Raw genomic sequence first — 22,315 nt, 5'->3', positions numbered from 1 at the left:
ATCCGGATCCTCGACGGCAACCACCTGCCGGCCAGCCAGAAGCGCCTGAAGGCCCTGCGCGGCGTGCGCGGGGCGGCCCTGCCCGGGCTGGCGATGGTGGTCTACGATCCCGACAGCGGCCTGGTGACCGATCTGGTGGCGGGCGAGGACGCCTACCAGCACGAGCGTGCCCTGGCCGCCCCCCTGCTGGAACGGGCCGGTCCGGGACAGGTCTGGATCGGCGACCGCCACTTCTGCCCCGGCGCGCTGCTGCGCGGCTGGGCGGCGGCCGGGGCCAGCTTCGTGGTGCGCGAGCACGCCAACCATCCCCGCCTGCGGGATGCGGGAGACTGGCACGCGGCGGGCCGGACCGAGACGGGCCGCCTGCGCGAGCAGACGATCACGCTCGATCCACCCCAGGAGCATCCACCCCAGGAGCCTCCGCCCCAGGAGCATCTACCCCAGGAGCCGTCGGGCCCGGAGCAGGCCGTCCCGTGGCGGCGCATCGAACTGACCCTGGCGCAGCCGACCCAGGCGGGCGACCGGGTGCTGCGGCTGTGGAGCAACCTGCCGGCCACGGTGACGGCCGCGCAGATCGCGCAGGCCTACCGGGACCGCTGGCGCATCGAGGGCATGTTCCAGCGTCTGGAGGGCGTGTTGCGCAGCGAGATCCCGAGCCTCGGTCATCCGCGCGCGGCGCTTCTCGGCTTCAGCGTGGCGCTGCTGGCCTACAACGTGCTGGCGCTGATCGAGCGCTGCGTGGAGCGCGCGCACGCCCCGGACGCGGGGGCCGCGCCGAAGGTGTCGCTGTATCACCTCGTGCTGCAGATCCGCAGCGGCTACGATGGCCTGTGCATCGCCCTGCCGCCCGAGCACTGGGCGGCCTGCGGCCCGATCGACCCGCCAGCCCTGGCCGCGCGCCTGCTGAGCTTGGCCCGCCGCATCGACCCCGCACGCGTCAGAGCCGGCCGCCGAAAACCCAAGGATCGAACGGCAAAGTCCGGGCCCACCAGCGGACCCCACTTCTCCACCGCAACCCGCCTGGCAAGCAAAACACCTTGAAAGGGCTGGGGCGCAGCCCTTTCGAAACCCGGATCCCGCGACGGCGCTGGATTCCGCGCTGAAACGGTGCGAGGTCCGGCCGTCCGACACACGGGAAGCGGCCGATGAAGCTCCTCTACTCCCCAGCCTCCCCCTACGCGCGCAAGGTGCTGGCGCTGGCCCACGAGCGGGGGCTGACCGGCCGGATCACCGTCGCCACCGCGGCCACCGCGCCGACCGGGGCGGCCCCCGACGTCACCCCCCACAACCCGCTGGGCAAGGTGCCGGCGCTGCTGCTCGACGACGGCACCGTCCTCTACGACAGCCGGGTGATCTGCGAGTACCTCGACGGCCTCGGCGACGGCCCGGGCCTGTTCCCGCAAGGGCCGGCGCGCTGGGACGCGCTGACCCGGCAGGCGCTGGGCGACGGGCTGCTCGATGCCGCGCTCCTCACCCGCTACGAGCGGGTGCTGCGCCCGGAGGCCCAGCGGTGGGCAGCCTGGGACGCCGGGCAGGTGGCCAAGATCACCGCCGCCCTCGACCGGATCGAGGCGCTGGTGCCCGCCATGCCCGCCCTCGACATCGGCGCGGTGGCGATCGCCTGCGCGCTCGGCTACCTCGACTTCCGCTTCCCCGAGCTGGCGTGGCGCGAGGGCCGCCCTGCGAGCGCGGCCTGGTACGCGGCCTTCTCGGCCCGCCCGGCGATGGCCGCCACCGCGCCGAGAGGCTGAGCGGGTGGCTTGAGCCGGATCAGGGCCGCGGCGCGGCGACGGCGTAGGGGTTGGAGGAGGCCAGCGGGTTCGCCAAGAAGCTCTCCACCGTCCCCGCCCCCGTGCCGAAGGTGATCAGCAGGAAGCCGCCGGCCAGCGCGAAGTTCTTCAGGAAGTCCCAGAACAGCTCGCGGCCCTTGCCGCCGGCCCAGAAGTCGCCGGGCGCCCAGAACTGCTTCCACAGCAGCGCGGTGACGCCGCAATAGCCGGCCAGCACGAAGGCGGCGGCGCGGTCGAAATACCCGGTCAGGATGCACAGGGACATCCCGATCTCGACGCACAGGCCGATCAGGATCAGGACGACGGCCGGCGCCGTGGCGTGCACCGCCTCCCGCGCCTGGCCCACCGCCCCCCGGAAGTTCACGATCTTGTCGAGCGCGCTGAACGGCAGGAACAGCAGGACGAGCATCAGCCGCACGAGGAAGGCGACCGCGACGCTGAGGGTGAGCATGTCCGCGCGAGACTCCGGGGCCGGGCGCGCCGGCCATCGCATCCCCAAACCACGAGGACGGTAAAGGTTTCTTCTCGGGCGCCGCCACCGGTGCGGGGCCGGCGCGTTGCTCCGGGAATCCCGGGACCGAGACCGAATGCCAGCGCCCACCGACACCGACCCGACCGCCCAGGATCCGACCGCCCGCGATCCGACCGCCCGGATGGCGCGCCTGATCGTCCACGGCCGGGCGCCCTACAACGCCGAGCCGCCGCTGGCGCGGCTGCGCGCCGCCTTCCGCACGGCGGCGGAGGATTTCTACGTGCGCAGTCACGGCGACCTGCCGGCGATCGACGCCGCCGCCTACCGGCTGCGGGTCGCGGGCGGCGGCGCGCCCCTGGCCCTGTCCCTCGACGACCTGCGGGCCCGTTTCCCGGTGGTCACCGTCACCGCCACCCTGCAATGCGCGGGCAACCGCCGGGGCGACCTGCGGGCCGTCGCCCCGGTCACCGGCGACCCGTGGGAGGCGGGCGCCATCGGCACCGCCGACTGGACCGGCGTGCGGCTCGCCGACGTGCTGCGCGCGGCCGGCGCGGGGGAGGGGGGCGTGAACCGGGACGGCAGCCGAGACGGCAGCCCTGACGACCGGCACGTAGCCTTCGAGAGCCGCGACACCGTCCACGAGACGGGGCGGCCCTACGGCGTCTCGATCCCGCTGGCCAAGGCGCTGGCGCCGGAGACCGTGCTGGCCTGGGCGATGAACGGGGCGCCGCTCCTGCCCGAGCACGGCTTCCCCCTGCGCGCCGTGGTGCCGGGCTACGCGGGCGTGCGCAGCCCGAAATGGCTGGACGCGGTCACCGTGCAGGATCGCCCCTCCGACAACCCGATCCAGGCGGCGGATTACCGGCTCTACCCGGCCGACGTCGATCCCGAGGGCGCCGCCCCGGCGCTAGGCCTGATCATCGACGGGATGCCGCTCAACAGCGCGATCTGCGAGCCGGCCCGGGGGGCGGTGCTGCGCCCGGGCCCGGCACGCCTGCGCGGCTACGCGGTCTGCGGCGACCGGCCGGTGGCGCGCGTCGACGTGTCGGGCGACGGCGGCCGGAGCTGGGTCCAGGCGCGGCTGGAGGCGGGCGCGCCCCACGCCTGGACGTTCTGGTCCGCCGACCTCGACCTGCCCGCGGGCGCGTGCGAGCTCGCCGTGCGCGCCTGGGACGCCGCCGGCCAGACGCAGCCGGCCTCCCCCGAGGCGGTCTGGAACCGCAAGGGCTACCTCAACACCGCGTGGCACCGGGTGGCGGTGCGGGTCGAGGCCTGACGGTGCGGCACGGAGCCGGGCCCCGCGCGGGTCACCCGACCGGGAGCGCGTGCGCCTCGCTGACGAGGTGGTAGAAGCGGCCCTCGAACAGGGTCATCACCGCCTCCGTCGCCGCGTGCGACTCGGGGCGGATCGAGGAAGCGAGGCAGGCGTCGAGCGCCGCCTGATCGGGGAAGTCCATCTCCAGGATCATCGCGATCGGCCGGGCGTCGGCGTCCTTCGAGACGAGGCGCTGCACCCGCACGGCCGTGACGCCGGGAAAGCGCCGCCAGAACGGCTCCAGCTCGTCGCGCACCCGGCGGAAGAACTCCTCCTCCCGGCCCGCGCGGACCGTGCCCTCGTAGATCGCCGTCCGGGTCAGCATCGCGGTGCGTCCTGCCGGGCCGCCGGGGCCCGCGGGGTCAACACCGGCGCGGCCCGATCGCTCCCGGGGGCCGGCCCGAGATGGGCATCCTCGACGCGGCGGCCGAGATCGTCACCGGCCGACTCGGGCCGGACCGCTTCCGCATCGCCGGCACCGCCGCGTTCGACGGCAACGACCGCAGGGTGTCGAGGACGGTCACCGCCGGCCTTCGTCGCGCAGATCCTTCAGTTCCGCGGCCGTGAACGCGACGCCGCGCGCCGCCAAGCCCGCGCGAAGGGCGCGCAACGCCTCGACGGCCGCCCGCGACCGGTCGCGGTCGGCGGCCGGCACGAGGCGCGCCACGGCCTTGCCGCTGCGCGTGATCACGACCTCATGCCCGCGCTCGACCTGGTCGAGAAGGGCATCCAGCCGATCCCTGGCATCCATCGCACTGACAGGATCCATGCCATGACTCTAGCCGGATGCCGCGAGCCGGGACAAGACCGGGGGTGACGGGACACAACGCGCCTCGCGGACCAGGGACGGGGACCGTCCTCGTGGCGCCTCCGCGGCGAGACTTGTTCGGAGACACGATGACCACACCCGCCTACATCGACCCGCTCGACGGCAGCACCTACCCGATCGACGTCCCGCGCTGGCGCTCGGATGCCGGCCGGCCGCTGATGATCACGCCCCTGCCCGGCCTCGACCGCGGGGACATCGACACCGCCGCGCGCTCGCTCTGGCGCTACGCCGCGGCGCTGCCGGTGGCGGTGGCCGACCCGATCAGCCTCGGCGAGGGCTGCACGCCGCTGGTGCGGCGGCGCTTCCGCGGGCGGGAGGCGCATTTCAAGCTCGAATGGTTCGCCCCCTCGGGCAGCTTCAAGGACCGGGGCGCGGCGGTGATGCTGTCGATCCTGCGCCAGCAGGGGATCGACGCGGTGCTGGAGGATTCGTCGGGCAACGGCGGCGCGGCGGTGGCGACCTACGCGGCCGCCGGGGGCCTGCGGGCGAAGATCCTCGTGCCCGCCTCGACCTCGCCGGCCAAGACGGTGCAGATGCGCGCCTGCGGGGCCGAGGTCGAGCTGATCCCCGGCACCCGCCAGGACACGGCGGAGGCGGCCGTCGCGCAGGCTGAAGAGATCTTCTACGCCAGCCACAACTGGCAGGCCCATTTCCTCCAGGGCACCAAGACGCTCGCCTACGAGCTGTGGGAGGATCTGGGCTTCCGCGCGCCCGACGCGGTGATCATCCCCTGCGGCGCCGGCAGCAACGTGCTGGGCTGCGACATCGGCTTCTCGGAGCTGCTGCGCCGCGGCGCGATCGACCGGCTGCCCCGGCTCTACGCGGTGCAGCCGGCCCACTGCGCCCCCCTGCACGCCGGCTTCGACGCGGGGGCGGACGACTTCGTCCCCGTCGACCCGCGCCCGACGCTGGCCGAGGGCGCCTCGATCGCCCGGCCGGTGCGCGGGCGCGCGGTGCTGGACGCCCTGCGCCGGTCCGGCGGCGGGACGGTGGCGGCCTCCGAGGCGGAGATCGAGGCGGGGCTGCGCGACCTCGCCGCCGCCGGCCTCTACGTCGAGCCGACCTGCGCCATGGCCGCCGCCGCCCTCGACCGGTTGACCGCCCGCGGCGCGATCGGCGCCGGGGAGACGGTCGTCGCGGTGCTCACCGGCACCGGCATCAAGGCGACGCCGCGCATCGCCGAGCTGCTGGGGCAGGCGCCGTAGGCCGGCCGGGGCGGACCGTCAGGAGAGCCCCATGCGCAATCACCCTGACGATCGTGCGGGCTGTAGCCGCTGTACAAGGTCGGTTCCAACCCGGCATTGAACAGCACGCCACGATGCGTATCTTTACACACTGAACGGGCGCCAGGATGGCGTCCGTCGAGGACGGCCGGATGCCCAGGTCGCCGCGCAGCCGTAAGACACGCGATGTGATCGGCGCACTCCGGGCAGACGGCTGGGACATCTACCGGAAGGGTCCAGGCGACCACGTGCAGTTCAAGCATCCGACCAAGCCGGGCAAGGTCACGGTGGACATGGGCACGCTGGAAATCCCGACAGGCACGCTCCGCAGCATCTACCGGCAGGCGGGGTGGGCTTGGTGACGCCCGGCAGAGGACGCGAGGCGATGGTCCACGTCGTGATGCTGATCCATACCGAGGCGGGTGCCTACGGGGCTTCCTTCCCGGACTTCCCCGGCGCGACGACGGTGGCGGGCGATCTCGACACGCTCTACCGCAAGGCGGCGGACATGCTGGCCTTCCACGTGGACGGCCTGATCGCGGACGGGGATCCGGTTCCCGTCCCCCGCCCGCTCGACGCTCTGAAGGCCGATCCGGACTTCCGCGCCGACAGCGCGGGGGCCATGGTCGGCCTCGTCCAGGTCGAGCTTCCGGGACGGGTGGTGCGGGTCACCATCTCGATGGAGGAGGGGCTGCTGCGGCAGGTCGACCGCGCGGCGGAGGCGGCCGGCGAGAGCCGTTCCGGTTTTCTCGCCCGGGCCGCCAAGGCGCGCATGAAGGCTCGCTTGAGAGTCCGGCTTCCGGCCGACGCCTGAGGCTGTATACGCCCTGAGCCCCGGCGCGGCCGGGCGCGAGATGGCGGCGGAGCATGCCCGAACCGAAACAGATCCGCGTCGTCGGCATCGGCACGGGTGATCCCGAGCACCTGACCCTCCAGGCGGTGCGGGCGCTCCGTGATGTCGACGCGGTGTTCGTCCTCGACAAGCGGGCCGAGACCGCCGACCTCGTGACCGTGCGCACCCGCATCTGCGCGGCGCATATCCGCAAGCCCTACCGGCTGGTGACGGTGGCCGACCCGCCCCGCGCGCGGCGGCCGGCCGACTACGCCGCCACCGTGGACGCGTGGCACGCCGAGCGGGCGGAGCGGCTGGAGGCGGCGTTCGCGGAGAGCCTCGCGGCCGGGGAGGTCGGCGCCGTCCTGGTCTGGGGCGACCCGGCGCTCTACGACAGCATCCTGCGCATCCTCGACCGCATCCGGGCGCGCGGGCGGCTGGCGCTCACCTGCGAGATCGTCCCCGGCCTGTCGAGCGTGAGCGTGCTCGCCGCCCGCCACGGCGTGCCGCTGAACACGATCGGCGGCGCGGTGCAGATCACCACCGGGCGCCGCCTCGCCGCCGGCTGGCCGGCCGGCGTCGACAGCGTCGTGGTGATGCTCGACGGCGACCCGACCTTCGCCGGCCTCGACCCCGACCTGACGGTCCACTGGGGCGCCTATCTGGGGAGCCCGGACGAGATCCTGGTCGCGGGCCGCCTCGGCGCCGTCGCCGACGAGATCCGCCGGGTCCGGGCCGAGGCCCGCGCCCGGCACGGCTGGATCATGGACATTTATTTGCTGGTGCGGCGGGCGGAGGCGGGTACGCCGTGACGCCTCCGCGCCGTGACTCTCGCCGCGCCGTGACTCCCGGGCCACGGACAGGGCGGGTCCGGCCGGGTAGACGCCCGCCATGCTGCGATTGCGGGACTACCAGCGCGCGAGCCTCGACGCGCTCCGGGCCGCCTGGGCGCGGGCGGAGGCGTCGGCGCGGGAGGGGGGAGGGGAGGCGGAGCCCCCCGGGCACCTCGTCGTGCTCCCCACCGGCGCGGGCAAGGCCCTGGTCATCGCGGCGCTCGCGCGGGAGGCGCTCGAAAAAAACCCCCTCGCCCGGGTGGCGATCGTCACCCACAGCCGCGAACTGGTCGCCCAGAATTTTTGCGAGCTGACGAACCACTGGCCGGAGGCGCCGGCCGGCGTGTTCTCCGCCGGGCTCGGGCGGCGGGAGGCGGGGGCGCAGGTCTTGGTCTGCGGCATCCAGTCGGTCGCCGACCGGCTCGAGGGGATCGGCCCCCGCGACCTCGTGATCGTCGACGAGGCGCACCTGATCCCGCGCGCCGCCGAGACCCGCTACGGCCGCTTCCTCGCGGGCCTGCGCGCCCTCACCCCGGGGATGCGGGTGGCGGGCTTCACCGCCACCCCCTACCGGCTCGATTCCGGGCGGCTCGACCAGGGCCCGGGCCGGCTGTTCTCGGGCATCGCCTACGAGGCCGATACCGGCGACCTGATCCGCCGCGGCTACCTCGCGCCGCTGGTCTCCAAGGCGACGCTGACGCAGCTCGACGTGACGGGCGTCGGCCGGCGGGGCGGCGACTACATCCCCGGCGAGCTGGAGGCCGCGGTCAACCGCGCCTGGATCACGCGGGCCGCGGTGGCCGAGCTGGCGGAGTACGGCCGGGACCGCCGCTCCTGGCTCGCCTTCTGCGCCGGGCTCGCCCACGCCGCCGCGGTGCGCGACGCGGTGCGGGCGGAGGGGTTCTCCTGCGAGACGGTGGACGGCGGCACCGGCCGGCGGGAGCGCGACCGGATCGTGGCGGCGTTCCGCGCCGGGACGATCCGCTGCCTCACGTCGGTGGGCGTGCTCGGCACCGGCTTCAACGCCCCCGAGGTCGACCTCGTCGCCCTGCTGCGGCCGACCCGCAGCACCGGGCTCTACGTGCAGCAGGTCGGGCGGGCGCTGCGCCGGGCGCCGGGCAAGGCCGACGCGCTGATCCTCGACTATGCCGGGCTGGTGCGGATGCACGGGCCGGTCGACGCCGTCACCGTCCGCACCGCGGCCGAGGTCCGGGGTGGGGCAGGGGGCCTGCGCGCCAAGCCCTGCCCCGGCTGCGGGGCGCTGATCGCCCTCAACGCCTCCACCTGCGAGGCGTGCTGGACCGAGCCGGAGACGGAGCGGGAGCCCGGCCACGAGGCCTCCGCCGAGGACGCGTTGCCGATCCTCTCCGACGCCGTGTTCGGGCGGGACCCGGTTCCCCACGGCCCCGCCCCGGACGGCCCCGCCCCGGACGGCCCCGCCCCGGACGGCCCTGCCCCGGACGGACCGGATCGGGCCGAGGACTGGCGCCCGGTCACCGGCTGGCGCCTGGAGGCGGCCGCGGACGGGCTCGACGTGGTGCTGACCTGGGCGGACGGTGCCTGTGCGGACGGGGTCTGGCGCGTCCGGCTGGAGCCGGGGGGCAGCGGCTACGCCCGCGAGAAGGCGGTGTTGTGGTGGCGCGGCCTCGGCGGCGGCCGCGACGCGCCGATGGACGCGGCGGGCTTCCTCGACGGCGCCGACGGCCTGGAGCCGCCCGCGGCGATCCGGGTGCGGCGGGGCCGCCTGTCGGAGGAGATCGCCTGCCGGGCGGCCGGGGGCCGGGTGGTCGGCGACGTGCGCCGGCTCGTCGGCCGCGCCGCGTGACGGGCGGTGTGACCGGGCGGCGGGGCAGGGGGCCCGGACCGCCCTCACCCGGGATGCGGCCGGCCTGCGACGGATCCGGTGCGGCGACCCGCGGCGGGGCGACGGGGTTCGGGCCGTGGCATGCCGGCGTCGGGGCCGGACCTGCCGGAGGCCGGCGATCCGGCATGCCAGATTGGAATGCAAACTCCCCTCACCCGGTCGGCCAGAGGTTCAGGTTCCATAATATATCTTATGCGAACGCCGGACCGGGGGCTGGAACGGCTTTAACGACGGTCGAAATGCACCGGCCCGGGCCTGCAGGAAGGCGTCGGGAACGCGACCGGAGCCGATTCGACTGCCCTGCCCCACCGCCTCTGTCGGTAGCACGAGCCGCTACCGGGAATTGTCGGCGCCGATGATTGCGCGGGGCACGGGAACGTCGAAGTAGATGCGGTCGAGGTCGATCTCGAAGTCGACGGCCTCGAACCGGAGCAGGGTGCCCGGCGCCACGAGGACCTCCATCGTCCACCCGGCCTCATCCCGCCGATAGTGCTCGACCCGCATCTGGTCCTGGTAGATCAGGGCGATGTGGCGCAGGGTCGGGAGCGACTTGTAGAATGCGAGCTTGCCGCCGCGGTCGTGATCCATCGTCGACGGCGACAGCACCTCCACCACCACGACCGGATCGGTCACGTAGGTCTGGTTCTGCCGCGGACCGCAGCGGACGACGATATCGGGCTTCGTCTTGTCGCGGCCACGGCCGTCATCCGAGCGCTGGACGCGCATCCCGCCCTGGTAGCTCCGGCAGCCCGCCGCATCCATCGCCAGCTTGAGCGGGGCGCCGACATTGCCGGCGATCTGCTCGTGGTTCTCCGTCGGGTTGGTCATCATGACCAGTTCGCCGTCGACGAGCTCCCAGTCGCGATCGTCGCGCTGCCCGGCGACGAAGCTGTCGAACGCGGCGATCGTCAGCGCGGACGATCGCTGGACGGGGTCCGCCATGAAGCCCTCCGGCGCTCCGGATGCGACGTGTCGAGACGGCAACCGGTCCGCCGGGGAGCGCGGCACGGATCGTACATCACGCGGCGGGTCGTCGCCAAAGACGCGACGCCTCGGCCCGCGCGGAGGAGGGAGCCCGCCTCACGCGGCCCGGGTCCCCTCGCCCGCCCGCGTCCCGTTCCCCTTGCCACGCCCCTTGCCACGCCCCTTGCCACCCCCCTCCCCGCCCCGGAACCGGGCGAAGCGCAGGGCCAGAACCGGCAGCACCGCGAGCGTGAGCAGGGTGGAGCTCATGAGGCCGCCGAGGATGATCTGCGCCATCGGGCCCTCGATCTCGCGGCCGGGCTCGCCCGCCCCCAGCGCCAGCGGCAGCAGGCCCAGCCCGGTGACGAGGGAGGTCATCAGGATCGGCACCATCCGGTCGGCGGCGCCGTCGGCCGCGGTGGCCGCGTCCCAGCGCCGGCCCTCGACCGTGACGAGATGCTCGTAATGGGCGATCATCATCACGCTGTTGCGCAGGGAGATGCCCGACAGGGTGACGAAGCCGACGATCGAGCCGAGCGACAGCACGCCGCCGGTGAGCGCCGCAGCCGCCACGCCGCCGACGAAGGCGAAGGGGAGGTTGGCGAGCACCAGCAGCAGGTTGGCCCCCGATCCGGTGACGACCGCGAGCAGCAGCACGATGCCGAAGCCGGCGAGCGCGGCGTGGACCAGGAGGTCGCGCCGCGCCGCGGCCTGCGCGTCCGCCGCCCCGGCGAAGGCGACGTAGACGCCCTCGGGCAGCCGCACCTCGCGGGCGATCTTGCGCCGGGCGGCCTCGACGAAGCCCGCCACGTCCCGGCCCTCGACGTTGGCGGTCACCGCCTGCACCCGCTGCGCGCCGAGGTGCTGCACCTGGTAGCGGCCGGCGCTCTCGTAGACCTCGGCGACCTGCGACAGGCGGACGTAGCGCCCGCCGGGCGTGCGCAGGGGCAGGTCGCCCACCGCGCTCAGGCGCCCCCGCGCCCGCGCGTCGAGGATGACGAGGACGTTGAACACGGCGTTGCCGCGGTAGGTCTGGCCGACCACGTCGCCCTGGTAGGCGGTGCGGACCGCCTCCAGCACGTCCACCGCGTCGAGGCCCCAGTGGCGCAGGTCCGCCGGGCGCAGGGCCACGGTCACCTGGGGCAGCCCGGCGGGGGAGGCCTGCTGCACGTCGCGCGCGCCCCGCACCTCCGCCAGTTCCCGGGCCACCGCGCGGGCGGCGGCCTCGATCCGGTCGAGGTCGTTGCCCACCACGTTGACGACGACCGGCGCGGTGAACCCCGAGACCGTCTCCTCGATCCGCTCGGTCAGGAAGGTCTTCAGGGAGAAGGCCGCCCCGGGAAAGCCGGCGATCAGCGCGCGGATCCCGGCCTCGACCGCCCGCTGGCCGGCCCCGTCGAGGCCGGGGTCGAGGTCGATGTGGATCTCGCTGTAGTGCGGGCCGGCCGTGTCCTGCCCGGCCTCGGCCCGGCCGATCTGCGAGGCCACCGCCCGCACCCCCGGGATCGCCTTCAGGTCCCCGGTGATCAGCGCGCCGAGCCGCTCCGATTCCCGCACCGAGGTGCCCGGGGCGGCGGCCATGTGCAGGATCAGGTGGCCCTCCTTGAGGTCGGGCAGGAAGGCGGCGCCCAGCGTCGGGAGGAGGGCGGCGCCGGCGAGCGTCGCGAGCACGCTTCCGGTGATGATCGTGCGCGGCGCCCGGCCGATCCGCGCGAGCAGACCCAGGTAGAGCGCCCGGCTCCAGCGCACCGCGGGCGGCTCGGCGGCGCGCGCCGCCCCGCCCCGTCCGAGCAGCAGCAGGGCGAGCGCCGGCGTCACCGTCAGCGCGACGAGGAGCGAGGCCAGGACTGCGGCGATGTAGGCGAGCGCGAGCGGCCCGAACAGGCGCCCGGCCACCCCCGTCAGCGCCAGCACCGGCAGGAACATCAGCAGCACGGCGAGCGTCGCGTAGGCGACCGAGCCGCGCACCTCCAGGATGGCGTCGCGGACGATCCGGGCCGCCCCGCCCCGACCCGTCCTCTCCCCTGCCCCGCCTCCTGTTCCCTCCCCTGCCCCGCGCAGGCGGCGGGCGACGTTCTCGACGCCGATCACCGCGTCGTCGACCACCTCGCCGATGGCGAGCGCGAGGCCGCCGAGCGTCATGGTGTTGAGGCTCTCGCCCCAGGCCTGGAGGCTGAGCGCGGCGGCGATCAGCGAGAGCGGGATCGCCGCCGCGCTGATCAGGGCGCTGCGCCAGTCGGCGAGGAAGACGAGCAGCACGATCACCACCAGCGCCCCGCCGAGCGCCAGCGCCTGGATGACGTTGCCGTTGGCCGCGTCCACGAAGTTGGCCGGGCGGAACAGGTCGGGGCGCAACGACACGCCCTCGCGGGTCAGCGCCGGGCGCAGCTCCTCCAGGGCCGCCTCCAGCCGCGCCGTCACCGCGCGGGTGTCGACCCCGATCCCGGCGCCGACCATCAGCAGCACGCCGGGCTTGCCGTCGACCAGCGCCCCGCCGATGGCGGGCTCCGGCGCGGCGGTGACGGTGGCCACGTCGGACAGCACCACGCTCGCCCCGCCCTCGTTGACCAGCACCGTGCGCCCCAGCGCCTCGGGGGTGAGCGCCTGCCCCTCGGTGCGCAGCACCACCCGCTGGTTGGGGGTGTCGACGAAGCCCGCCCCGCGCACGCCGGTCGCCTTGCGGGCGGCGGCGAGCACGTCGTTGAGGCCGACCTGGAAGCGGATCAGGTCGTCGGGCCGCACCTGCACCTGGAGGGAGCGGACCGCGCCGCCGTAGACCGAGACCTGGGCGATGCCCGGCACCGCCTGGAGGCGCAGGCGCACGGTCCAGTCGGCCAGCGCCCGCAGGTCCATCGCGTCGCGGGTGTCGGAGGTCAGCCCGACCAGCAGCACCGTGGAGGTGGCGGAGGTCAGCGCCGTCATCGCCGGCGGCATCACCCCCTGCGGCAGCCGCCCCGCCAGGGCGGCGAGGCGTTCGCCGACGCGCTGGCGCACCCGGTCGACGTCGCTGCCCGCCCGGAACGCGGCGGTGATCACCGACAGGCCCTGGATCGAGGAGGAGCGCAGGGTCTCCAGCCCCGGCAGGCCGCCGACCGCCACCTCGACCGCCTGGGTGACCAGCACCTCGACCTGCTCCGGGTCGAGGCCCGGCGCCTCGGTCTGGATCGTCACCGTCGGCGGCGCGAATTCCGGGAAGACGTCGTAGCGGGCGTCCCGCAGGGCGAAGAGGCCGAAGACGAGCAGCGCCGCGGCCAGCGCCAGCACCACCCGCGGCAGCCGGACCGCGAACCCGACCAGCGCCGCCTGGGGGCCGGAGACGGGCCCGGCCGGGCCCGCCTCATCCGGGACCTGCTCAGTCATCGTCGTCGCCCACGACGCGGATGCGGGCCTTCATCTCCTCGGAGAGCAGCGCCTGGCCGCCCCGCAGCACGATCTCGCTGCCGTCCGCCAGATCCCCGACCACGAAGGCGTCGGCCGACATCGGCGCGTCGGGCGGGACCAGGTGGCGGACGTAGCCGCCCTCCCCCACTCCCCGGTAGACCCAGGTGCCGCCCTCGCCGTGCACCACCGCGTCCTCGGGCACGAGGACGCCCCGCGCCTCCCGCTCGGCCGGCAGGAAGGCCATGGTGCTCATGCCGGGCAGGAGGCCGCTGTCGCCGGAGACGCGGTAGAAGAAGCTCTGCCCCTGGACCCGCGGGTCGGTGCGGGTGGCGGGCGAGACGAGGCTCAGGGCGACCCGCGCGCTCTGCGGCGGCACCTCGGCGAAGGCGTCCCGCGGCGGCGCGGAGAGCCCCTCCCCCGGCGGCAGGGTGACCTGCATCAGGAACTCGGCGCGCTCGATCAGCCGGGTGACCAGGGGGCTGCGCGCGACGATCGCCCGGCCGATCACCGGCCCCCATTCCTGCTGGGCCGTGGCGGCGAGCGTGCGCAACTGCGACTCGGCGGCGGTCACGGCGGCCTGGTCGGTCAGCGCGGCGCCCTCCGCCGCCTCGATCTGGGCGGCGGCCATCGCCGCGACGCCGAGGCTGCGGGCCCGCCGCGCCGCGCTCGCCGAGACCTCGGCCCGGGCCCGGGCGGTCTGGAGGGCGGCGAGCGCGCCCGCGTAGCTGTTGGTCAGCTCGGTCACCCGGGCGAGGTCGAGGACGCTGCCGTAGGCGGTCAGCTCCTGGCGGTGGGCGGTCGCCGGCAGGGTCGCGGTGACAAGGCCGATCCGGGCGCGCTCGGGGCCCGTGAGCCGCACCACGGTGCGCCCGTCCTCCACGGCGGTGCGGGTCGGGGGCGGGCCCCGCTCGGGCTCGGGCGGGCGGGCGAACGGGATCGCGGGCAGGCGGGCGCGCAGGTCGGCGAGCAGCGGGGCGATCATCGCCGGGGCAGCCCCCGCCCGCAGGCCCGCGCCCGTCTCGGTCAGGGCGATGGCGCCGAGGGCGGCCGCGCCGAGCACCAGCCCCGCGGACAGGATGGCCCGCCGTCGCACCACGCACCCCTCCCCGGCCCCGCACGAAGCGAATTGCCACTTTTGCCCGGTTTCTGTTTCGGAATCTACCCGATCGCGGGGCGTGGGGGCGGGACGGCGCCTCACCCCTCCAGCGGCACCTCCAGGCGGAAGCGGGCGCCCCGCCCCTCCGGCGGCGTCGCCAGCTTGCCGCCGAGCTGGCGGGCGAGGCTGCCGACCACGCGCATGCCGAGGCTGCGGGAGGCGCGGCCGATCTCGAAGCCCGCCGGCAGCCCGACCCCGTCGTCGCCCACCTCGACGGCGAGGCCGTCGAGGTGGCGCTCGGCCCGCACCCGGATCTCGCCGCCGTCCGGGAAGGTCTCGGCGGGGTAGGCGTATTTCAGGGCGTTGGTGACGAGCTCGTTGACGAGGAGCCCGATCGGGATCGCCCGGTCGGCGGACATCCGCTGCGGCTCCGCCGTGCAGACGAGCCGGTGGCCCGGCGCGCCGCTCGCGAGGTTGGCCACGAGCTTCTCCAGGAAGGGGGCGAGGTCGATCTCGCCCGGCACCCCCTCCCCCTCCGCAACTTTATCGCCTTGCCGCCAGAGCTGGTCGTGGACGCCGGCGATCGCCTCGACCCGGCTGCGGGCGTCGGAGAGCGCGGCCTGGACCGCCTCGCTGTCGGCGGCCCGGGCCTGGAGGGCGAGCAGGCTCGCGACGATGGCGAGGCTGTTCTTCACCCGGTGGCTCATCTCCCGGGCGAGCAGGTCCTGGCGACTGAGCGCGGCGCGCAGCAAGCTTTCCGTGCGCTGGCGCTCGATCGCCCCGCCGAGCAGGTTGGCGAAGCCCTGCATGAAGGCGATGTCGGCCTCCGCGAACACGCCCTCGCGGGTGTCGTCCACCTCCAGCACGCCGAAGGCGCCGTCGCGGTTCTCGATCAGCACGTTGATCGCCCGCCGGATGCCGTGCTCGGCCATGAGCTGGGGCGTGCGGAACCGGGTCTCCTGCGCGAGGTGGTTCGAGATCACCGGCCGCCCGGTCTTGAGGGCGTAGCCCGCGGGCGAGGCGAGGTCGGCGCCGACCCGGGCCTGCCCCAGCACCTCCGGCCCCCAGCCGACGCCGGCGCGCACCAGCAGCGTGTCCTCGCCGCGCAGGTATTCCAGCGCCTTGCAGAACTCGGCGCCCATGCCCTGCGCGCACAGCTCGGCCGCCCGCTGCAGCAGCCGGTCCACGTCGGTGCCGCGCAGCGCCTCGACCCCGAACTCGGAGAGGATCGCCTGCTGGCGCAGGCGGAAGTCGAGTTCGGCGGGGGGCAGCGCGCCGGGGTTCGGGTCCGTCGGGCTCGGCTCCACGCGGGCCTGTTCAGGTACGGCACTCATGATGCCCGAGCCTAGCAGGATGCGCCCGCCGAGGCGACGCCGCGGCCTTTCGTCTGCCCCGGGACCGTCCCGGGACCTTCGCGGGCGGGGGCGCGTTCGCTCTCTCGACTGCCGACGGACAACTGACGATTGAAGAGGGTGAGGGGCAATGGCCGAAGACGTGAAGGGACACGACGTGGCGGGACTCTCGGACCACGCGCTCTCGATCCTCGCCTTCGCGGCCTATCACCGCCTCGTCAGCGGCGAGCGCGTGACCTCGGTGATCCGCCGGGACGGCGCCGGCCACGAGGCCGACCCGGAGGGCGTGAAGGAGCTGGAGGCGCGCGGCCTCGCCACGGCCGGCGAGACCGAGATCGACCTCGGCGCGGCGGCGCAGGAGGCGGTCGAGACGCTGGTGGCCGCGCTGCGGGGTGCGGTCGGGCGCTAACGCAACGCGTCGCCGCCGGAGAAGAGATCCGCCACGTCGCGGCGGGCGTGCAGGATGTTCACGACCTCGAACGCGCCGCCGACGTAGCGGAAATACAGGATGTGATGGCGGTAGGGAAAGCTTCGGACGTCCGGCCGCAACTCGGGCCGCGCACGTCCCAGGGTTCCCGGAAGTCCGGCGAGCTTGTGGCACTGGGCCCGCAATTCCTCGACGTCGGCCCGACCCGTCGCGATGCTGCCGCTGCTCTCCGTGATATGAACGAGGATGTCGACGAGGTCGGCCCGCGCAGCGGCGAGGAAGACCGCACGTCTCATGCGCGGAAGCCGCGCGCCTCCAGCTCGGCCGCCGTCGCGTCGAGCGCCGCGTCGATCTCCGCCTCGCCCGCGTGACCGCCGGCGGCGATCGAGGCATCCAGCGTCCGCCGCAGTGCCGTCAGGCGGGACTCCCGCTCCTCGACGAGGCGCAGGCCCTCGCGCACGACCTCGCTGGCCGAGCCGTAGCGGCCGTCGCGCACGACGCGCGCGATGAAGTCTTCCCAGCGCTCTCCGACGGAGACGTCCATCGCCCCACCTCTCTCGCGAAGCCGCACGATCGGAAGCCGCACGTTAGCAGGAACGGGGCCTGCACGACCATCTGTTAAGGCGGCGGCGACACGGCTCCGCGGCCGGCGTGCGGACGAAGGCGCCGCGACGAGCACCGCCCGATCCGCGACGTGAGATCGCGCACATCGTCCCCACCCGGGGGCTCGCCCGGTCCGTGCCGCCGTCTAGTTGTAACGGTTCCAGCTTAAGAGAGCCGGGACCGCTGCATGACCATCCCCCTCAGGCTGACCCTGAACGGGCAGCCCCGCACGATCGACCTCGACGATCCCCGCGTCACCCTCCTCGACCTGCTGCGCGAGCGGCTCGGCCTCACCGGCGCGAAGAAGGGCTGCGACCGCGGCCAGTGCGGCGCCTGCACCGTCCTCGTCGACGGGCGGCGGATCAACGCCTGCCTCCAGCTCGCCGCGAGCCTCGACGGGGCCGAGGTGACCACCATCGAGGGCCTGTCCGAGGGCGACGCGCTGCACCCGGTGCAGGCGGCCTTCATCGCCCATGACGGCTTCCAGTGCGGCTTCTGCACCCCGGGCCAGATCATGAGCGCGGTCGGCCTGATCCGCGAGGGCCGGGCCGGGACCGATCCCGAGCGCATCCGCGAGGGGATGAGCGGCAACCTCTGCCGCTGCGGCGCCTACGCCGGCATCCTGGAAGCGGTGCAAGAGGCGTCGCGAGGGGCGTCGCGCGACGCCGCCGGCCGCGCGCAGCCGCAGGAGGACGCCGCGTGATCCGCTTCGACTACACCCGCGCCTCCGATATCGCCGGGGCAATCGCGGCGGCGCAAAAGCCCGGCGCCGCCTACCTCGCGGCCGGCACCAACCTCGTCGACCTGATGAAGGGCGGGGTGGAGACGCCGGCCCACCTCGTCGACATCACCCGCCTGCCCGGCCTGTCGGGGATCGCGATGCTGCCCGACGGCGGCGCCCGGGTCGGCGCGCTGGTGCGCAACAGCGACCTCGCCCACGACGCCGCCTTCGCCAAGGCCTACCCGATGGTGGCGGAGGCGCTGCTCGCCGGCGCCTCGGCGCAACTGCGCAACGCCGCGACGGTGGGCGGCAACCTGATGCAGCGCACCCGCTGCCCGTACTTCACCGACGCGGTCTCCCCCTGCAACAAGCGCGCGGCGGGCTCGGGCTGCGCCGCGCTCGGCCATCCCACCCGCCTCCACGCGGTCGCGGGCTGGAGCGCGCACTGCATCGCCACCCACCCCTCCGATTTCTGCGTGCCGCTGGCCGCACTCGACGCCGTCGTCGAGATCGAAGGCCCCGGGGGCACCCGGACCGTGCCGCTGGCCGACTTCCACCGCCTGCCGGGGGACCATCCGGAGCGGGAGACGGCGCTGGAGCCGGGCGAGCTGATCACCGCAATCCTGCTGCCGCCGGAGGCGGCGGGGTTCCGGGGCAACGCCCGCTACCTCAAGGTCCGCGACCGCACCTCCTACGCCTTCGCCGTGGTCTCGGCGGCCGCGGCGCTGACCCTCGACGGCGGGCGGATCGGGCGCGCCCGGCTCGCCCTCGGCGGGCTCGCGCTCAAGCCCTGGCGGGTGCGCGAGGCCGAGGACGCGCTCGCCGGCCAGACCCCCGCCCCCGAGGCGTTCGCGCGGGCGGCGGAGATCGCGCTCTCCGACGCCAAGCCCTCGGGCGAGGCCAACGCCTTCAAGATCGAGCTCGCCCGGCGGGTGGCCGCCCGGGCGCTGGCGCTCGCCGCCGCCGGCACGCCCGCCCGCGTGCCGGCCCTGCCCGCCTCCCCCTTCGGCATCGTCTGAGGTTCTTTCCCATGACCGCGACGTCTGTGCCCGCGCCATCCACGCCCACTGGCGACACCCGCCACGGCTCCAGCATCGGCCAGCCGCTCACCCGCCGCGACGGCCCGCTCAAGGTGCGGGGACAGGCCCGCTTCGCCGCCGACAACCTGCCCCCCGGCACGCTCCACGCCGCGCTCTGCGTCGCCCGCATCGCCCGGGGCCGCGTCACCGGCCTCGACGTGGCGGCGGCTGAGGCCCATCCCGGCGTCGTCGCGGTGATGACGCCGGAGAACGCCCCGAAGCTCGCCAAGGACCCGGACCTGAAGGACGTGCCCTTCACCTTCCGCCTCGACGTCCTCCAGAACGACCGGGTGCGCTACGCCAACCAGCCGGTCGCGGTGGTGATCGCCGAGACCCTGGAGGCGGCGACCGAGGGGGCGCGGCTGCTCGCCCCGACCTACGCGGCCGAGACGCCGCGCATCGGGCTCAACGCGGGCGAGGTGTTCACCCCCGACTCGGTCGGCGTGGGCGCCCCCGCCTCCGAGGGTGAGGGCGACGTGGATGCCGGGCTCGCGGCCGCATCCCAGAAAATCGCGGCGACCTACGAGACGCCGGCCCAGTACCACAACGCCATGGAGCCGCACGCGGCGGTGGCGCAGTGGGAGGGCGACCGGCTGACCCTGCACATGCCGACGCAGGGGCTGGCCATCGCGCAAGGCCGGCTCGCCGCCCTGTTCGGCATCCGGCCCTCCGACATCCACATCGAGAGCCCCTATCTCGGCGGCGGCTTCGGCTCGAAGGGCGTGCCGGCCGGCCCGCAGGTGCTGGCCTGCATGGCGGCCAAGCTCGTCGGCCGCCCGGTCAAGCTCGTGCCGACCCGCGCGCAGATGTACGGCCCGATGGGCCATCGCGGCCCGACCCGGCAGACGGTGCGCCTCGGCGCCGACGCGGGCGGCAAGCTCACCGCGCTGGACCACCACATCCTCACGGCCTCGTCGAGCTTCGACGACTTCTTCGAGCCGGCGGGGCGCGTCACCAGCACCCTGTACGCCAGCCCCGCCATCGCGGTCCGCCACGAGGCGGTGCGGCTCGATACCGGCACGCCGCTGTTCATGCGCGCCCCCGGCGAGGCCTCGGGCAGCGTGGCGATCGAGAGCGCGCTCGACGAGCTGGCCCACGACCTGAACATGGACCCGCTCGAACTGCGGCTGGCCAACTACGCCGAGGTCGAGCCGATCACCGGCAAGCCGTTCTCCTCCAAGGCCCTGCGGGAGTGCTACAGTCGTGGCGCCGAGGCGTTCGGCTGGGCCGGGCGGCCGCTGAAGCCGCGCCAGACCCGGGACCGGGACGGGTTCCTGGTCGGCACCGGCGTCGGCACCGCGACCTTCCCGGCGCTGATCTTCGAGGGGCAGGCCCGGGCCGAGATCCGCGCCGACGGCACCGGCACGGTCGAACTCGGGGCCCTCGACATGGGCCAGGGCGCCTGGACCGCGCTCGCCCAGATCGCCGCCGACGGCCTCGGCATCGGCATGGAGGCGCTGACCTTCCGGATGGGCTCGTCCGACCTGCCGAGCGCCGGGATCGCCGGCGGCTCGGGCCACACGGCAACCGCCGGCAACGCGATCCACGCCGCCGCGGGGGACGTGGTCGCCCAGCTCGCCGCGCTGGCGACCGCCGACCCGGCCTCGCCGCTCTACGGGGCGGGCAACGCGGGCGTCACCGCCGCGAACGGGCGCCTGACCCGCCGCGACGACCCGGGCCGCAGCGAGTCCTTCGCCGACATCCTGGCCCGCGCCGGCCGGGCGCGGATCGAGGGCACGGGCAAGGCCGGCGCCGACCCGGCGGCCCAGAAATCCTACGCCATGCACGCCCACGGGGCCGTGTTCGCCGAGGTGAAGGTCGACCCCGACCTCGGCCAGATCCGGGTGAGCCGGCTGGTCGGCGCCTTCGCGGCGGGCCGGGTGATCAACCCGCGCCTCGTGCGCAGCCAGTATTACGGCGGGATGATCTGGGGCCTGTCCTTCGCCCTGCACGAGCGGGCGGAGATGGACCCGCGCACCGGGCGCTTCCTCAACGACAACCTCGCCGAGTACCATCTGCCGGTGAACGCCGACATCCCGGCCATGGAGGCGATCCTCGTCCACGAGGACGACGCGGTGGTGAACGCGCTCGGCGTCAAGGGCGTCGGCGAGATCGGCATCACCGGCACCGCCGGCGCCATCGCCAACGCGGTCTGGCACGCCACGGGGATGCGGGTGCGCGACATCCCGATCACCCTGGACAAGCTGCTGGGCTGATTGTTTCGGGATTTCGCGGAGAGCCGCGCCGTCCCTCGAGCAGGACGCCATCTTCCTCTCCGCCCGGATCGAGATTTCCCGATCCGGGCGCGAACGGCGGAGAGGCCCTGCGGGCAGTGTCCACAAAACGCCGTGTGAAGCCGGGGGCCGACCCCGTCGATCGGCAGCGCCGTCTGCCCGGTCGCAGGATGCGGCGGAGTGTGGACCGGCCGCGCAGCCGGGGCGTGAAGGGGGGATCGTCCCGGGGGCTCGGGCGGACGCCGCCTTCCGTCCGGGCGGGATCGGCGTCCCGGCCGTCTCGGCGATTGCGCCCCTCCCCGCCCGGGCCTATATACCGCCATCCCCTTATTCGAGCGTGACACGGGACCTGTCCGGATCGGTGCGATCCGGAGCCCGCGGCCCGATTCCCGGCCCGACCCGTTCCGCCAGGTTGGAGCCGCGTGAGAGCATGTCCCAGGGCCCGCTGATGCCGAAGGCCACCGCCGTGTGGCTGGTCGAGAACACCTCCCTGGCGTTCGAGCAGATCGCCGATTTCTGCAAATTGCACCCGCTGGAGGTGAAGGGCATCGCCGACGGCGAGGTCGCCGCCGGGATCAAGGGGCTCGACCCCGTCTCCACCGGCCAGCTCACCCGCGACGAGATCGAGAAGGCGCAGAAGGCGCCGCACTACAAGCTCAAGCCCGCGGTCTCGAAGGTGAAGCTGCCGGAGGTGAAGCGCACCACCAAGGGCCCGCGCTACACCCCCCTCTCCCGCCGCCAGGACCGGCCGAACGCCATCCTCTGGCTGCTGCGCAACCACCCCGAGCTGAAGGACGCACAGATCATCCGGCTGGTGGGCACCACCAAGTCGACGATCCAGCAGATCCGCGAGCGCACCCACTGGAATTCCGGCTCGCTCCAGCCGATGGACCCGGTGACCCTGGGCCTGACCACCCAGATCGCCCTCGACTTCGAGGTGCAGCGCGCGGCGGCCGACCGCCCGGCGGCGCTGGCGGCCGAGGGCGGCGCCTCCCTGCTGCCGACCGAGGTCTCCACCGCCCGCGAGCCGGAGCCCGACGAGGACGATGCGCCCCGCGGCGGCCGCGAGGAGCGGATCGACGCCGACTCGGTCTTCGCCCGCCTCAAGGGCCGGCATCAGGACGCGGACGACGAGGAGTAGGGCGCCCCGCCCCGGGGCCGGAGCGCCTCCGCGCCCCGATCCGGCAGGCCGCGGGACGTCGTGTCCGTCTGAACCGTTCGGCGATCCGGGCCCGCGCCGTCATCGCGAACCGCAGGCGAAGCGACCCAGGGCCGCGCGACCTCACAGGACGTGGCGCCGC

At 74.6% G+C, this 22,315-nt stretch carries 22 protein-coding genes; 13 read left to right on the top strand and 9 right to left on the bottom strand.

The window, feature by feature from the left end; all coding sequences use genetic code 11:
- Together Q8W71_RS15780 and Q8W71_RS15775 are read left to right on the top strand one after the other, a co-directional pair.
- Window positions 1-1,041, top strand: a 1,041-nt coding sequence (locus tag Q8W71_RS15780) for a transposase (protein ID WP_305526334.1), incomplete at its 5' end; no start/stop codon positions are given.
- 104 nt (window positions 1,042-1,145) lie between these two features.
- On the top strand, window positions 1,146-1,751 hold the full coding sequence (locus Q8W71_RS15775; RefSeq protein ID WP_305526333.1) for a glutathione S-transferase: 606 nt from the start codon (window positions 1,146-1,148) through the stop codon (window positions 1,749-1,751).
- Between the two features lie 19 nt (window positions 1,752-1,770).
- Here Q8W71_RS15775 and Q8W71_RS15770 read toward each other — a convergent pair whose 3' ends face one another.
- Window positions 1,771-2,241 carry a DoxX family protein gene (locus tag Q8W71_RS15770; RefSeq protein ID WP_305526332.1) on the bottom strand — a complete coding sequence of 157 codons (471 nt, stop codon included), beginning with the start codon at window positions 2,239-2,241 and terminating at the stop codon, window positions 1,771-1,773.
- Window positions 2,242-2,443: 202 nt separating this feature from the next.
- Between Q8W71_RS15770 and Q8W71_RS15765 the strand changes: the two genes are divergently transcribed.
- A complete protein-coding gene (locus Q8W71_RS15765; protein ID WP_305526340.1) occupies window positions 2,444-3,538 on the top strand; it encodes a molybdopterin-dependent oxidoreductase in 1,095 nt (364 codons plus the stop codon).
- Window positions 3,539-3,569: 31 nt separating this feature from the next.
- On the opposite strand, the gene Q8W71_RS15760 is transcribed toward Q8W71_RS15765, so the two are convergent.
- Window positions 3,570-3,902, bottom strand: coding sequence for a hypothetical protein (locus Q8W71_RS15760; protein ID WP_305526331.1), 333 nt, complete (start codon window positions 3,900-3,902; stop codon window positions 3,570-3,572).
- A gap of 195 nt (window positions 3,903-4,097) precedes the next feature.
- The gene (locus Q8W71_RS15755) at window positions 4,098-4,346 is read right to left on the bottom strand and encodes a type II toxin-antitoxin system Phd/YefM family antitoxin (protein WP_305526330.1); all 249 of its coding nucleotides are present in this window, start codon (window positions 4,344-4,346) and stop codon (window positions 4,098-4,100) included.
- A 128-nt stretch (window positions 4,347-4,474) separates the two neighbouring features.
- On the opposite strand from Q8W71_RS15755, the gene Q8W71_RS15750 reads away from it, so the two are divergent.
- From Q8W71_RS15750 to Q8W71_RS15730, 5 genes are all read left to right on the top strand, one after another.
- A complete protein-coding gene (locus tag Q8W71_RS15750) occupies window positions 4,475-5,611 on the top strand; it encodes a pyridoxal-phosphate dependent enzyme (protein ID WP_305526329.1) in 1,137 nt (378 codons plus the stop codon).
- A gap of 146 nt (window positions 5,612-5,757) precedes the next feature.
- Window positions 5,758-5,991, top strand: coding sequence for a type II toxin-antitoxin system HicA family toxin (locus tag Q8W71_RS15745; RefSeq protein ID WP_305526328.1), 234 nt, complete (start codon window positions 5,758-5,760; stop codon window positions 5,989-5,991).
- A gap of 23 nt (window positions 5,992-6,014) precedes the next feature.
- Window positions 6,015-6,443, top strand: a complete 429-nt coding sequence (locus tag Q8W71_RS15740) for a type II toxin-antitoxin system HicB family antitoxin (RefSeq protein WP_305526327.1) — start codon at window positions 6,015-6,017, stop codon at window positions 6,441-6,443.
- A 53-nt stretch (window positions 6,444-6,496) separates the two neighbouring features.
- A complete protein-coding gene (cobF, locus tag Q8W71_RS15735; protein WP_305526326.1) occupies window positions 6,497-7,273 on the top strand; it encodes a precorrin-6A synthase (deacetylating) in 777 nt (258 codons plus the stop codon).
- Between the two features lie 79 nt (window positions 7,274-7,352).
- Window positions 7,353-9,119 (top strand): DEAD/DEAH box helicase, encoded by a 1,767-nt coding sequence (locus Q8W71_RS15730; RefSeq protein WP_305526325.1) that lies wholly within the window; start codon window positions 7,353-7,355, stop codon window positions 9,117-9,119.
- Window positions 9,120-9,491: 372 nt separating this feature from the next.
- On the opposite strand, the gene Q8W71_RS15725 is transcribed toward Q8W71_RS15730, so the two are convergent.
- From Q8W71_RS15725 to Q8W71_RS15710, 4 genes are all read right to left on the bottom strand, one after another.
- Window positions 9,492-10,100: a Uma2 family endonuclease gene (locus Q8W71_RS15725; protein WP_305526324.1), complete on the bottom strand. Its 609-nt coding sequence runs from the start codon at window positions 10,098-10,100 to the stop codon at window positions 9,492-9,494.
- Between the two features lie 138 nt (window positions 10,101-10,238).
- Complete coding sequence (locus Q8W71_RS15720; protein WP_305526323.1) at window positions 10,239-13,481, bottom strand: efflux RND transporter permease subunit; 3,243 nt, start codon at window positions 13,479-13,481, stop codon at window positions 10,239-10,241.
- Entirely contained in the window at window positions 13,474-14,595 is a 1,122-nt protein-coding gene (locus tag Q8W71_RS15715) for an efflux RND transporter periplasmic adaptor subunit (RefSeq protein WP_370875428.1), read from the bottom strand. Before Q8W71_RS15715 ends, Q8W71_RS15720 begins: the two co-directional genes overlap by 8 nt.
- Window positions 14,596-14,696: 101 nt before the next feature.
- Window positions 14,697-15,932 carry a sensor histidine kinase gene (locus Q8W71_RS15710; RefSeq protein WP_305526321.1) on the bottom strand — a complete coding sequence of 412 codons (1,236 nt, stop codon included), beginning with the start codon at window positions 15,930-15,932 and terminating at the stop codon, window positions 14,697-14,699.
- A 148-nt stretch (window positions 15,933-16,080) separates the two neighbouring features.
- On the opposite strand from Q8W71_RS15710, the gene Q8W71_RS15705 reads away from it, so the two are divergent.
- Window positions 16,081-16,359: a hypothetical protein gene (locus Q8W71_RS15705; RefSeq protein ID WP_305526320.1), complete on the top strand. Its 279-nt coding sequence runs from the start codon at window positions 16,081-16,083 to the stop codon at window positions 16,357-16,359.
- Here Q8W71_RS15705 and Q8W71_RS15700 read toward each other — a convergent pair.
- Together Q8W71_RS15700 and Q8W71_RS15695 are read right to left on the bottom strand one after the other, a co-directional pair.
- Entirely contained in the window at window positions 16,356-16,673 is a 318-nt protein-coding gene (locus Q8W71_RS15700; protein ID WP_305526319.1) for a type II toxin-antitoxin system RelE/ParE family toxin, read from the bottom strand. The two genes, Q8W71_RS15705 and Q8W71_RS15700, sit on opposite strands and share 4 nt — an antisense overlap.
- Window positions 16,670-16,921, bottom strand: a complete 252-nt coding sequence (locus tag Q8W71_RS15695) for a type II toxin-antitoxin system ParD family antitoxin (protein WP_305526318.1) — start codon at window positions 16,919-16,921, stop codon at window positions 16,670-16,672. Before Q8W71_RS15695 ends, Q8W71_RS15700 begins: the two co-directional genes overlap by 4 nt.
- A gap of 246 nt (window positions 16,922-17,167) precedes the next feature.
- On the opposite strand from Q8W71_RS15695, the gene Q8W71_RS15690 reads away from it, so the two are divergent.
- From Q8W71_RS15690 to Q8W71_RS15675, 4 genes are all read left to right on the top strand, one after another.
- The gene (locus tag Q8W71_RS15690; protein WP_305526317.1) at window positions 17,168-17,683 is read left to right on the top strand and encodes a (2Fe-2S)-binding protein; all 516 of its coding nucleotides are present in this window, start codon (window positions 17,168-17,170) and stop codon (window positions 17,681-17,683) included.
- On the top strand, window positions 17,680-18,720 hold the full coding sequence (locus Q8W71_RS15685) for an FAD binding domain-containing protein (RefSeq protein ID WP_305526316.1): 1,041 nt from the start codon (window positions 17,680-17,682) through the stop codon (window positions 18,718-18,720). Before Q8W71_RS15690 ends, Q8W71_RS15685 begins: the two co-directional genes overlap by 4 nt.
- 11 nt (window positions 18,721-18,731) lie before the next feature.
- Complete coding sequence (locus Q8W71_RS15680) at window positions 18,732-20,996, top strand: xanthine dehydrogenase family protein molybdopterin-binding subunit (protein WP_305526315.1); 2,265 nt, start codon at window positions 18,732-18,734, stop codon at window positions 20,994-20,996.
- 448 nt (window positions 20,997-21,444) lie between these two features.
- On the top strand, window positions 21,445-22,155 hold the full coding sequence (locus tag Q8W71_RS15675; protein WP_305526314.1) for a DUF1013 domain-containing protein: 711 nt from the start codon (window positions 21,445-21,447) through the stop codon (window positions 22,153-22,155).
- The last annotated feature ends 160 nt before the right edge of the window (window positions 22,156-22,315 follow it).

Origin of the sequence: Methylobacterium amylolyticum, assembly GCF_030700245.1 — a bacterium.
GTDB lineage: Bacteria > Pseudomonadota > Alphaproteobacteria > Rhizobiales > Beijerinckiaceae > Methylobacterium.
Note: the sequence above shows the minus strand (reverse complement) of the source record. Positions and strands in the feature narration are given on the sequence as shown.

Coding starts and splice junctions, on each gene's coding strand:
- Q8W71_RS15765 (WP_305526340.1), top strand. CDS start 2,444: ATGGCGCGCCTGATCGTCCACGGCCGGGCGCCCTACAACGCCGAGCCG.
- Q8W71_RS15740 (WP_305526327.1), top strand. CDS start 6,015: ATGGTCCACGTCGTGATGCTGATCCATACCGAGGCGGGTGCCTACGGG.
- Q8W71_RS15720 (WP_305526323.1), bottom strand. CDS start 13,481: ATGACTGAGCAGGTCCCGGATGAGGCGGGCCCGGCCGGGCCCGTCTCC.
- Q8W71_RS15775 (WP_305526333.1), top strand. CDS start 1,146: ATGAAGCTCCTCTACTCCCCAGCCTCCCCCTACGCGCGCAAGGTGCTG.
- cobF (WP_305526326.1), top strand. CDS start 6,497: ATGCCCGAACCGAAACAGATCCGCGTCGTCGGCATCGGCACGGGTGAT.
- Q8W71_RS15710 (WP_305526321.1), bottom strand. CDS start 15,932: ATGAGTGCCGTACCTGAACAGGCCCGCGTGGAGCCGAGCCCGACGGAC.
- Q8W71_RS15675 (WP_305526314.1), top strand. CDS start 21,445: ATGTCCCAGGGCCCGCTGATGCCGAAGGCCACCGCCGTGTGGCTGGTC.
- Q8W71_RS15690 (WP_305526317.1), top strand. CDS start 17,168: ATGACCATCCCCCTCAGGCTGACCCTGAACGGGCAGCCCCGCACGATC.
- Q8W71_RS15745 (WP_305526328.1), top strand. CDS start 5,758: ATGGCGTCCGTCGAGGACGGCCGGATGCCCAGGTCGCCGCGCAGCCGT.
- Q8W71_RS15680 (WP_305526315.1), top strand. CDS start 18,732: ATGACCGCGACGTCTGTGCCCGCGCCATCCACGCCCACTGGCGACACC.
- Q8W71_RS15755 (WP_305526330.1), bottom strand. CDS start 4,346: ATGGATCCTGTCAGTGCGATGGATGCCAGGGATCGGCTGGATGCCCTT.
- Q8W71_RS15750 (WP_305526329.1), top strand. CDS start 4,475: ATGACCACACCCGCCTACATCGACCCGCTCGACGGCAGCACCTACCCG.
- Q8W71_RS15760 (WP_305526331.1), bottom strand. CDS start 3,902: ATGCTGACCCGGACGGCGATCTACGAGGGCACGGTCCGCGCGGGCCGG.
- Q8W71_RS15725 (WP_305526324.1), bottom strand. CDS start 10,100: ATGGCGGACCCCGTCCAGCGATCGTCCGCGCTGACGATCGCCGCGTTC.
- Q8W71_RS15770 (WP_305526332.1), bottom strand. CDS start 2,241: ATGCTCACCCTCAGCGTCGCGGTCGCCTTCCTCGTGCGGCTGATGCTC.
- Q8W71_RS15730 (WP_305526325.1), top strand. CDS start 7,353: ATGCTGCGATTGCGGGACTACCAGCGCGCGAGCCTCGACGCGCTCCGG.
- Q8W71_RS15695 (WP_305526318.1), bottom strand. CDS start 16,921: ATGGACGTCTCCGTCGGAGAGCGCTGGGAAGACTTCATCGCGCGCGTC.
- Q8W71_RS15700 (WP_305526319.1), bottom strand. CDS start 16,673: ATGAGACGTGCGGTCTTCCTCGCCGCTGCGCGGGCCGACCTCGTCGAC.
- Q8W71_RS15705 (WP_305526320.1), top strand. CDS start 16,081: ATGGCCGAAGACGTGAAGGGACACGACGTGGCGGGACTCTCGGACCAC.